The sequence below is a fragment of the Sphingobacterium zeae genome, assembly GCF_030818895.1.
Lineage (GTDB): Bacteria > Bacteroidota > Bacteroidia > Sphingobacteriales > Sphingobacteriaceae > Sphingobacterium > Sphingobacterium zeae.
This window is the reverse complement of record NZ_JAUTBA010000001.1, coordinates 2,060,709-2,072,794: the sequence shown is the minus strand read 5'-3', so window position 1 is coordinate 2,072,794 and position 12,086 is coordinate 2,060,709. Positions and strand designations below refer to the sequence as shown.

Below are 12,086 nucleotides of genomic sequence, written 5' to 3'. Positions count from 1 at the left end.
CACTAAGATACTTTATTTTTTTTAATATGTTAATTTTTTAAAAATAGTTCATTGAAAAATAAATCCTTTTTACTTCACCTTACGCCATATTTTTTCATTGCCCACTTGCTGATACCCTGGTGCCAGCACCGAGAACCGTAGGGTCTCCTGACTGCCCAACGCAAGGTATCCGAGGGTTTCCAAACTCTCATCAAATAAAGATAGTACTTTAGCCTGCAATTGCGTATCAAAATAGATGAGTACATTGCGACACAGAATCAGCTGAAAGGCATTGAAAGATGCATCACTCACCAGATTGTGTGAAGCAAAGACAATCCGTTCTTGCAAGCTGGATGTTAACTTCACCCAATTATAATTGGCTGTATAATAACTGGAAAAGTCTGCCTTCCCGCCCGAAAGCTGGTAATTTTCCACATAAGATTTTAGATTTGCCATGGGTACAACTGCCCGCTTAGCCTGTTCTAGAACAGAAGGATTAATATCTGTGGCATAAATCAGTGATTTGTGCAGTAGTTTGGCCTCCTGCAACAAAATGGCCAATGAATAGGCTTCCTCCCCTGTCGCACAGCCCGCTATCCAAATACGGATAAAGGGCGAAGTGCCTAATTGGGGTAGGATTTCATCGCGCAGACGCAAAAAAAAGCTTGGATCGCGAAACATTTCTGTAACGTTGACCGTCATCTTTTCGACAAATCGCTGCATGTACTCGGGTTCATGTAACACACGGTACCGCAATTCGGCAAAACTTGCAAAATTATCCAGTAGGCAAAGCTGATTGATCCGCCGCGATAAGGACGCTATGGTATAATGGGTAAAATCGTAGCCATAAAGACGCTCCACATCTTCCATCAATATCGTCACCTGCTCTTGGCTAACAATTTTTTTACCACTGATCATTTTACAATTTCCCCCATTAACCGCACCAGAAGTTCGATGTCGATCGGTTTTGAAATATAGCCGTTGGCTCCCGCTGCCAGACACTTTTCGCGGTCGCCGGTCATCGCCTGCGCCGTGACGGCTATGACGGGCATTTCTTGCGAATCCCAAGTTTTACGGATTAGCTGGGTAGCTTCATATCCGTCAATCTCGGGCATCATCATATCCATCAACACCAGGCCGACGCCAGCACTATTCCGCAGCTGAGCGAGCCCCTCTTCCGCAGATAGACAACCCAAGGCTTGAAAGCCTCTCGATTTTAGGGCCAATTTCAACGCAAATATATTGTTTTGATCATCATCGATGATTAATACGGTTTTGTTCTTGTCCATGCTCTTTTATCTATTGCCTTTTATTTTACTCCAACAACTATTCATACATCCATACCCGTAGCAGGGACAAGAGTTGATCGATATCCACCGGTTTGGATATATAATCTGACGCTCCTGCAGCGATACATTTTTCCCGATCCCCCATCATTGATTTGGCAGTAACAGCAATGATCGGCATATCTTTATAATGGGGATTACTTCGAATCGACGCAATCGTTTCGTATCCATCCATTTCGGGCATCATCATATCCATCAAGATCACTGCCACATCTTCATTTTCTTCGAGCTGTTTCAGTGCATCCTTTCCATCCGTTGCTGGTACGACGGTCATATGATATTTCTCAAGGGCTTTCGTGAGCGAGAAAATGTTACGAATGTCATCATCTGCTACAAGCACCTTTTTGCCCTTCAACACATCTTCCAAAAAGCCAAGCCTAGCGGGAACTTTCGCCGAAGTGCCTTTGTTTTCTTCTACAAGATGTAAAAATAAACCTACTTCATCCAATATACGTTGATAGGAATTGGCGGTTTTAACGACAATTGTATCCGCATAACGTTTTAGTTTCATTTCCTCCACTTGCGATAGGTTCTTACCGGTAAAAACAATGATCGGTAATTTTTCTAGCCCCTGGTTGCGTTTTACAGCCTCCAATGTCTCGTATCCAACCCGGTCGGGAACGCCCATATCAAGTATAACGCAGTCTGCAGTATCAGAACTCAGCGCCGAAATGCTATCTTCCACGTTACTTTTGATTTCGGATACAATGTCAAAACTTCCGAGAAAGAGAGACAAAGCAGCTGCGTGTTTAGGGTTTTCTTCAACGATAAGTACTTTTTTAGGATGCCGAGTAAGCGCATCCTCTATCCGGCGAAACATATCACCCATTTGTTCCAACGCCATAGGTTTATTGATAAAGTCTATAGCACCCTGAAGTAGACTCTCTCTTTTAACCTGAAGAGAGGACATAATATGCACCGGAATATGTCGTGTTTTAGGATTTTCCTTGATCTCAGCCATTACTTGCCATCCATCTTTAAGCGGGAGCTGAATATCCAGCAAAACTGCGAGCGGCATGTATTGCGCTACCACTTCCGCAGCAATGTCGCCACGCACCACCACGATTCCCTTATAGTCTTGCTGGCGCGTATATTTGAGTAGAATCTTTGCAAACTCAATATCGTCCTCGACGATCAAAATAAAGCGGTCGCCAGGAACGATACTATCGCGATCGTCCGGAACTTCGGCTGGGATAGGTATTTGCAACGTGTTTTCTATAGGTAAAGCTGACACCGCTGGAATTTGTTCCAAAGAGGTGGTCTCCACAGGTAAAATTTCCGCGTCGCCTGTTGTTAACAAAGTTTGCGCAGCGCCGAATATAGATGTACTTTCGCCCGAAATGCGCTCGGGAATAATCAGTTGAAAGACACTACCTTCTCCTTCTTCACTATTCAATAAAATTTCACCTCCAAGTAAGCGTGCCAATTCCCGGCTTATGGAAAGCCCCAGCCCCGTACCACCAAATTTACGGCGTGTAGAGCCATCAGCTTGTTGAAAAGCCTCAAATATTAGATGCTGCTTATCCTTTGGTATTCCAATTCCGGTATCGCGCACTTCAAATATAATCCCGTTTCGTGGCGACGGTTCACGGTCGATATGCAGCGTTACCTTGCCCGATGCCGTAAATTTAATAGCATTAGAGAGTAGATTACGTAGAATCTGCTCTAGCCGCTGTTTATCTGTTTCGATCTGAGTGGGCAATTGCTCCGCTACGCTCATTTCCAATCCAAGTTTCTTGTCGGCAGCAATTGGTCCGAACATGGCCGACAGCCCCTGCAAGACATCCGCAAACAATACGGGCTGCACATCCAAATCCATTTTTCCGGATTCAATTTTAGAAAGATCCAAAATCTCATCTATTAGTGTCAGCAGACTCTTTCCCGAACTCTGGATCACTGCTGCAGATTCCATCTGTTCCTCGTTAAGGTTACCGTCCGTATTTTCGGCCATCAGACGGGAAAGCAGCAAAATTGAATTGAGCGGCGTACGCAGTTCATGCGACATATTAGCCAAAAATTCAGACTTATAGCGTGTGCTTTGTGCAAGCTCTGCCGCTTTCTTCTGAATTTCCTGGTTACGTTCGGCTATTTCCAGATTTTTATCTTCCAACAATCTGGAGCGCTCTTCCAGTTCACGGTTAGACTGCACCAACTCTTCCTGCTGAACACGAAGTTCCTCCTCTGAAGCCTGCAGTTTATAGGTATGCATTTCGAGACTAGAATTCAGTGATTCCAACTCCGTATGCTGTGCTTGCAGTTCTTCAGTCTGCGCCTGCGTCTCTTCCAATAAATTCTGTACAACCAATCGAGCTTGCGATGCAGCGAGTGTAGCACCCACTTTTTGCACAGCATCTCTAAAAAACGCCAGCTGTATCGAAGAAAAGGGCTGCAATGAGCCAAGTTCCATTACACCAATACATTCACTTCCATCATAAATGGGAAGGATAAAAAGGTTGTTTACCTGTACTTTTCCAGCAGCGAAGCTGATGACATAATGCGTATCTTCGAGGTTTTCAAATAATTTCTCCTGGCCATCTTTAAATACCTGCCCTACCATGCCATCCCCTGCGGCGAAGCGTTTATGGTTGGGATCTTCAAGACCATAAGCCCCCCTTAACACCAACTGATCCTGCTCCATAAGATAAATGGCCCCATTGACACAACTACCATACGTCGTTAGATGTCGCAACGTGACAGCCGTGAGCTCTTCCTGAAGTTTATTGCCCATTAAAAGATTGCTCAGCTGCGTTAATCCAGCTTGATGCCAATTATTGTTATTGAGCTCGTCAAATGAAACCTTTAGTGACCTAGCCATTTCATTGAGCGATCCCGTCAAGCTTCCCAAGTCATCCTGTTCAGCATCCTGTATCTGCATATCATAATTTCCCGCTGCGATTTCACGGGCAATGCGCTGCGTAATGCTGAGCCTCCGCTGGATCTCCTCATCTTTACGTTTCAGATCATGCTGTAACTGTTCTCGCTTAAAGAAATCAGCGCGCAAACGGAAGTAAAAAAAGACAGTGATCAGCAAAGAAACTGCTGCGGCCAGCAACACAAAAATAGATGTATAGCCAGAAGATCGTCCGAGTTCATTTGAACGCTTGTTTAATAAGGATTCTTCTTTATCTATGATCTGGCCAATTAAAATTCGACAGCTATCCATATAGGATTTCCCTTCTTCGAGTTGGGAAACCGTCACCATTCCGCCCCTCCTTTTGATCGTAACGAGATTTTCAAGTTTGGTAAGCCTAGACTTTACCAGCGTGGACAGAGTATCGATTACCCGCTGCTGATCGGGGTTGTCAGCTGTCAAATCGTGCGCACGGCTCAACGATTGGGGAAGCGACTCAAGGCCGGTTTGGTAAGGATTCAAAAACTTATCCAACCCAGTCAGCAGAAAGCCGCGCTGCCCCGTCTCGGCATTCTGCAGATCCTGTAGAATTTTATTAACGCGGCTCATCACCCGACGGCTATGGTCCACCATTTCACTATTATGAATCTGCTTACGAATACTAACATAAGAGGCCGTTGAACTAGCTAAGAGCAATAGTAGCGATATTCCAAAACCTATCTGCAGGTTTTTTAAAATAGTTTTAGGCATGCTTTTTCATCCATTGAGTTAAGACTATGCCAACTGATGGTCTAGATGGCCGCCAAATATAGCAATACAGCGTCTAAAATGAATATCGCCTAAGCAAACACGGAGAATGTTACCGTATTTTAACAAAAAGTTACGTATTTATCCCCCCTCAGCAATCCTTTGCGCAATGATTTCCGAAGTCGCTGCGCAAAAATCAAGCCCTGAATAGTCGGGATTATAGCCACCAATGTAAGGTACAGCCATCATAAAAATACGTTGGTTGGATCGCCCGCTGTGATCAACAAGCTGAAAGCTGTCGTCTATCTTAATCCCCGGCACCCGCAAAAAGATAGCCCCATCCGGTGCTACAAACATATGATCATTACCCGCCAGCAACTGTTCCTTAGCATGCTCCACAGAGCGGAACCTCAAATAAGCGGGACTAATATTACCATTGTCGATTAAACTTTTAAACGGGAAGTCTTCAAAATTCAACGGCTGCTGACCTACACAGTCGACAAAGGTCTTATAATATGTTTTACTTTCTATGCCTTGCTCATTTGTATAAAAGTAGTTAGCTCCACAGTCTTTTGCAGGTTCAACCCGGCTTTCAGTACCGACATTTACCACCTCAAGAACACCGGCATCGTGCAATGCAAGCAACTCGCGGCTAGAGCCCTGCGGTACGAAAGCAATCACAATAGAAATCAGGGGCATTAACACCTTCTTTAAGCGAAGCATATCTTCTGCAGACATGTATTTTGCTGGATAGTTCAGTGTAAAGCTCAGCGCAGAAAGCACTTCCTTCCAGTAAATCGATTCGTGCCTTTTGATGGACTTTAGCGCTTGAGCGTGTTCCTGACGAAAACCTTCGAAGGCATCTTTCTGCTCCCGCATGGCAAGTACGGCTTCCACAAAGTCTTCGAGACTGAGCCTTTCCACCATGGCGTAGAAGGCAGGATCTTTCTCCTTAAACTGGGCTTTAAAATTTCGCTCAAATAAAAAATCAAGCGATACAAAACCTTCATTTTCGAGCCTATTGAGCATAAGTTCCTCTTCTGAAATCAAGAGATTATTGGCTAGGAACGGGTCTTCCTGATGAAAGCGGATTGCAGGCAGAAGCCCACTACGTGTATGCATCACTATTTTAAAATGCTCGCTTCCTGGATCAATGTGATATTTTATCTCGCCTGTTTCTAGTACGTCAAAAGAGCCATTGTGCCGCGCAAGTGTACGTATAGCATCTATTGCAGTAAGCGAAGCGCCACGTATCCCAACGGCATGATTAGTCTTTAAGGCGAGTTTAGCGGGTGGATAAGGCGATTCGAAATAGTGTTCGACATTACCCTCATGTTTAGTTGGCCATTTGTGTCCGGTGCAAATAATGGCTTTATCAACGATATGGGTGTCTGTGCTTCCAACAATTATTTTTACCTGTGACTGGCTTTCTAGGTCAATGATATCGCTTACCTGGCTCGCTAGGTAAACCTGGGTTTCGATACCTTTTGCATCTGCCATACGCTTTAATAGTGTAAACTGTTCCGATAAATAGCGGCCAAGTAATAACCGCGGCACAACTTTGTAACGATTAAAATCGTCAACATCAATTCCGTAGGTACGAAGCGTTGTTGCCGACAGCGATTTGACATACTCTTCAATGGTGGTCACCAGTGGCGGTATTTCATGGTCGGAAACATTTGTCAAGTGCTCCGGAGAAGCGCCTTCATAACTGTAAGGCATCCCTGCACCTAGCTGTTTTCGCGACTCAAAAATAGATATTTTGAGCTCACCCATATTCTTTTCGATCAATCTTTTGTACATAAACAGGCCACTGGGTCCGCCCCCGATGATGGCTACATGGATGTGTTGTTGCATAGTTTTCATTGCGCTGCCTGAATGGCAGTTTTCGGAGATAAGAACAACAATAAATTACATAAAGTTTTAAGTTGCATTTATTACGCTGCAATAAAAACTGCGATAAATACGGATTGCGATTTAAATACCTGAATCTACGATTCTGCAAACGAACGCTATGTCGATGCTGTTTTCCGAATAAACAAAAATGATAACAAATAATAATATTATGGAAAACAACATCAACAATCCAGAAATCATCAACGACATTATTAAAATCAATAATGACCGTATTGAAGGGTATAGAAAAGCAACTGACCTGGCAACAAGTCACGGCTTAGATAAACTGATCCCAACCTTTCAAAAATTTATCGGACAATCAGAAGAATTTATCGCCGAATTAACTCCGTATGTTGAGCTTGAAGGCAAGGAGGCTACCGATAGCACTATGCTGAGCGGCAAGCTATTCCGTGCCTGGATGGGGATCAAAGTTAATATCACAGGCGACGACGAAAGAAGTTTATTGGAAACCTGCGAACAGGGCGAAGATGCCTTTAAATCGACCTACCAAACAGCGTTAGCAGATGGATCCGATGAACTTTCCCAAAATGTGCATAGTCTGATCAATACCCAGCTTAGCAAACAGCTGGAAGCACACAACATTATTAAAATGTTGCGCGACAGCAAAACAATTTAAGGTATAACGATAACGGACTTCTCACAAAATAGAAGACCTTCTCACAAAAAATACCGAAGTGATTTAAGCTTCGGTATTTTTTCTATTAAAAACAGGACATCGATTACTTCACAGTTTCCTCCAACCATTCCACAATTGAGCCTAACGTACTCTCGTGTATTTCACCAAGTTTTGCGTATTCCGCAGGTGTGCATGTTTCACAAGGTTGTAGTAAATGATTTACATTTGGCAGCAGGATGGTAGTTACCTTTCCGTACAGACCGCTGCGACTGTATTGTTTCCAGTAGTTTAAATTGATGGGATCCACAAAAACATCTTTACTACCATTGATCGCCAAGATAGGTACGTCCACTTTACTTAAAAAGATCTGCGGATCATAGGAAATAAAATAGCGATACCAGGGCCCGATAGCCTGCTGCACATAGGACCAAATCGGAAAACGGAAATGGTCGTGTTCAATAGCTAATGACTTAAAATAAAGGTCATCTTTTTCCTTCCAATAGTTATAAACTGCATTGAGCTTACTCTCCATACTGTCTGATTTAGCATATTGAAAAGCTGTCGCAAACATTAGTCGATTGATTTCATTGGATCTCTTTTTGTCCACTGCGGTCATCGGCGAAGTGTTCACCAAGTTTTCATTCTGCACCAAAAGAGATTCTAAGCCATTTGAGGCTAAGCCCGACAAGCTGATCAAAAAAGCGACATCTTTGCTTTGTGAAGCCGCTATCGAAATGACAGCCCCTCCTTCGCTATGCCCCAATAGACCGATATGCCTCAAGTCAACATTCTTTTCCGTTTTCAAAAATTGAAGCGCACCTAAAACGTCAAGTGCAAAATCTGCTGTTGTTGCATATCGGTATTCGCCTGTTGTTTTACCTACACCCCGATCGTCCATACGTAAGACCACATACCCCTTGGGTGTCAAGAAATTGGCAATACGGGCAAACATCTTTGTCCCTGCCATTGTACCATCCCGGTCCTGTGGGCCGGTTCCTGAGGCGATAATAATGGCCGGATATTTCCCAGCCTTGATAGGCGAGGAAATAGTGGCGCCAATGGTAATACTATCTGCTTTTGATTTAAAGATTACCTCCCTTTGATTGATGGACTGTGCTGAAGTAATGCCGTAAAGAAGCAATGAAGCTACAGATAGAAACAGTGATTTGATTGTTTTCATGTCCTTATTTTCCTGCTTTTAAAACGTTGACCATTTCGATGATTTCATCTGCCAGCTCCGAAGTGCTTCCCATATATCCCACTTCGGAAAAGCGAAGCCTGCCATCTGGTCCCACGACCATTTTGTGTGGTATCGGCCCCACACCGGCAGCCTTCGAAGCTTTGCTACCCACATCCAACAAGACCGTAAATGGATAACTATTTTCTTTCATGTAATTAGTCACATAATCTTTCATGTCCGGCTTACGTTCCTGTGTATTGATAAAGTAAAAGACCACATTCGGATCATTTTTGAAATGGTCTACCGCCAGTTTCATTCCCGGAAATGCGCCCTTGCAAGGGGCACACCAAGAAGCCCAAAAATCCAATACAACAATTTTTCCTTTCTGGGAAGAGAGACGTACTTTTTTTCCATGTTGATCCAACAGCTCAAAATCCGGAATATTCTTGTTGATTAAAAGTTTCTGTACCTTTTCTTTTAGCTCCTTTCCCTTGTCGGCATTTTTGAGACTAGCCAAATACTCTTCGTAGCCTTTGTCTGATTTGTTTTTTGCACTATAGATTGTTTTCATCAGCTCCAGCATATAGGTCGAACTCTGATTCATGGCATAACTTTTCTCCAGTGCCATTTGCAGTTCTTTGGCTTTCCCCTGCCCCTCGAGCGCACGTACATAGGTATCGTTCAGGTCCGCATTTTTGTAGCTTGCTGCGCTCTGCGCGGCGGCGGCATAGGCAAAGGCTTCGTCGTAAAGTTTATTGTCCACCAATATCTTGGCAAATAAAGGTGCATTTGAATAATATAACGTTGCATATTTATCCCCCTGAAAGTTATCCTTGTAGTAATTCAGACGTTCCATAATAACTCGGGCATAAGGCAATATTTCGGCAGGTCCTATGCTTTTTTGCGAAAGATACGGCACGTCCAAGGAACGGTAGATCACATTCGAAAGCGCCTCGTAAGGTGCGATCTTGGACATATACTTACTATAGTTGAACAGATCTTTTTTCATGCTGGTGTACACCGAAATAATCCAGTAAGCACTGATATAACTGATTCGATTCGCTTCGTTAAAAGCATCTTCAGCTTCCTGATAAGGATGCTTGTCAATAAAATCCATCGCAGCTTTCAAACGTTCATCGTCCGTCTTCGCTTGTTGAATGAGCTTAAAATCCGCCAGACGCTGTTGATCCTTTATATATTGACCCTTTGGGAACTGGGCGACAATCCTTTGCTGAAATGCCTCAGCTTTCGCAGTATCCTTCAGAATCTCCCGATAGACGCGATCGATTTCCAACAAGTCTTGTTCGCTGATATCCGGTATCTGCGTCAAAGTAATCAGTTCTTTGTTTAATTTAGCGAGAGATTCTGCCGTATCCATATGTTTCAAAGCACTTGCTGCAGCGTAAAGGACACGAAATCGGTTTTCAGGATGATATTTCAATTCATATTTAACCCACATCAATAGAACCTCATCTGATTTGTACGCTGCCGAGTCGACCACATAAGGTACCCCCCCAACAATATTTGGCGTCCGCAACAGGCCCCAGCCTAACATTGCTCCCGACATCTGGCGTTTATCATCTGCAGCGAGCATATAAGAATAAGTTTGCTCTCCACCATTGTCTACCGATGTATCCGATTTAAAAACAAGATTCATCAAGGCCAAATGTGCCGGTAGCATATATTTTGCTGTCCAAACCGAATCGTTTTTTGCAAACTTGATATCCGTGGTGGTCCATTTAAAGTCAGTATACCCCGTCAACTGGGCAGAAATATTTTTGGCATCCTTCAACACAGTAGTGCGTGCATCATATACGAGCTCTACCGTATCTTGCTCCTTGGGAAATTCGGGTATCACTTTAAAAACCTGCGGCTGTTTCTGTTGTTGCGCAGAGGCAGCAGTGCAACACAAAAGTGTCCATGCCAATACAGCTGTAGTTTTTATCACACAATTTTTCATATCTCTCATTTTTCCTTTTTAAAATAATTGACCATTAGATCCGTTTTTTATGGATTTTGCACTATTTCGGGACTCAAATTAATTTCATATTGCGCGATCCGGAAAACATAGCGGTTGCTATTCGGAGCCAATGTGAAAGTATTTCCACCGAATGTACGCGTATACGTTTTCTGAAATCGCGTATCGTTTTTCAGACGGCGCATATCCCACCAGCGCAACATGCGGAACATAAACTCGCGACGACGTTCCTGCATCACTTTCACCAATGCATCTTCGGCATCTGTTGCGCTCAGATTGACCGTCGACCCGGGCATTATTCGGCTGGCACGTAAACGGTTGACCAGTGCCATTGCTGTAGCAGCCTGATTATCGCGCGCAGCAGCCTCCGCCTTAATTAACAACATTTCAGGGACTGAGGGGCCTACATTGCGGCCTTCGTTTTTTATAAAATCTAAATAATAATACCGACCATCATAGACCTCCCATGCTGATATTTTCGATCCAGGAACCGTAAATAAATTATAGCGCTGGTCGCTTCCGTCAAATAAAGACAATAAGTCTTTGCTTAACCGAAATGCTGTCGGCGAATAAGCGGTAATGCCATTTATTGGTACTTTGGACAACAAAATTTCAGGATTATAGATTCGTAATGGATAGTTGACCATAGTTGTATCCGTAATTTTTGTCAAATCTACTAGCTTGTCATTCAGAGCCAGCGCTTGATCGGCCGCTTTTGCTGCATCCGCATAACTGTTCATATACAAGTACGTACGAGCCAACAAACCATAGGCTGAAGCTTTGGACGGCAAGGTTGTAAACTGCTGCTTTGCAGGCAACGCAGGCAATGCTGCTTCAATATCGGCTAAAATCGCATCATATACCTGCTGCAATGTACCTCTATTGAGCGACTGCTCGGTTGTCGGCTGCAGGATCAACGGGACACCCAGCTCGGTATTGGCACTTTCCCGCAGATAAGGCTTCGCATAGGTATTGGCTAACATCAAGTAAGCCGAAGCGCGGTGGATCTTTGCCTCCGCAGCCAATTGACTAATTTCAGCAGGCGTACCATCAGAAACCTTCGGTACCTCGGCAATGACCGTATTCGCATAGGCTATCGCATTATATAATCTGGACCAGTTGTCATCTTTAAAATTCTGATTACCGATAGGATAAATATCATCTGCCCATTGGTACGACCGACTATAGTAGCCATAAGAATCACTACCAGACAGCGATTTTTGTTGTGCAGAACCATCAATGATTTCAAGGTCATCGGCGGCCATATCCGACAGTGCGGGCGCAGCTTCAAATGTAGTCGTATTGTTTAAGAGGTAGCGATAGTTTTCTATCGTCCCAGGTGTCAATTGCCCCTGTGTTTTTATATCCACATATTTTTCACAGCCAGCGATGCCGCCTCCAAGTGTCAAAACCGCGATTGCAAGAGTTATTCTACGGCTGTAATCTTTTATAATTATTTTCATCATTTTAGC

General features: G+C 43.7%; 8 protein-coding genes. 1 reads left to right on the top strand and 7 read right to left on the bottom strand.

Annotation, left to right across the window (positions count from 1 at the left end):
- Window positions 1–69: 69 nt before the first annotated feature.
- The 4 genes from QE382_RS08585 to QE382_RS08570 form a co-directional block, all read right to left on the bottom strand.
- Window positions 70–897, bottom strand: coding sequence for a CheR family methyltransferase (locus tag QE382_RS08585; protein WP_307185523.1), 828 nt, complete (start codon window positions 895–897; stop codon window positions 70–72).
- Window positions 894–1,268, bottom strand: a complete 375-nt coding sequence (locus QE382_RS08580) for a response regulator (RefSeq protein WP_294182947.1) — start codon at window positions 1,266–1,268, stop codon at window positions 894–896. Before QE382_RS08580 ends, QE382_RS08585 begins: the two co-directional genes overlap by 4 nt.
- A gap of 37 nt (window positions 1,269–1,305) precedes the next feature.
- A complete protein-coding gene (locus QE382_RS08575) occupies window positions 1,306–4,926 on the bottom strand; it encodes a response regulator (protein WP_307185522.1) in 3,621 nt (1,206 codons plus the stop codon).
- 138 nt (window positions 4,927–5,064) lie between these two features.
- Complete coding sequence (locus tag QE382_RS08570) at window positions 5,065–6,780, bottom strand: FAD/NAD(P)-binding protein (RefSeq protein ID WP_307185521.1); 1,716 nt, start codon at window positions 6,778–6,780, stop codon at window positions 5,065–5,067.
- Window positions 6,781–6,988: 208 nt separating this feature from the next.
- Between QE382_RS08570 and QE382_RS08565 the strand changes: the two genes are divergently transcribed.
- Window positions 6,989–7,456: a PA2169 family four-helix-bundle protein gene (locus QE382_RS08565; RefSeq protein WP_307185520.1), complete on the top strand. Its 468-nt coding sequence runs from the start codon at window positions 6,989–6,991 to the stop codon at window positions 7,454–7,456.
- A 103-nt stretch (window positions 7,457–7,559) separates the two neighbouring features.
- Here the strand turns inward: QE382_RS08565 and QE382_RS08560 are convergent, their stop codons facing one another.
- The 3 genes from QE382_RS08560 to QE382_RS08550 are packed head-to-tail and all read right to left on the bottom strand — an operon-like array spanning window position 7,560 to window position 12,080.
- On the bottom strand, window positions 7,560–8,636 hold the full coding sequence (locus QE382_RS08560; protein ID WP_307185519.1) for an alpha/beta hydrolase family protein: 1,077 nt from the start codon (window positions 8,634–8,636) through the stop codon (window positions 7,560–7,562).
- A gap of 4 nt (window positions 8,637–8,640) precedes the next feature.
- Window positions 8,641–10,596 carry a peroxiredoxin family protein gene (locus tag QE382_RS08555; protein ID WP_307185518.1) on the bottom strand — a complete coding sequence of 652 codons (1,956 nt, stop codon included), beginning with the start codon at window positions 10,594–10,596 and terminating at the stop codon, window positions 8,641–8,643.
- Window positions 10,597–10,643: 47 nt separating this feature from the next.
- Window positions 10,644–12,080, bottom strand: a complete 1,437-nt coding sequence (locus QE382_RS08550; RefSeq protein WP_307185517.1) for a RagB/SusD family nutrient uptake outer membrane protein — start codon at window positions 12,078–12,080, stop codon at window positions 10,644–10,646.
- Window positions 12,081–12,086: the final 6 nt, after the last annotated feature.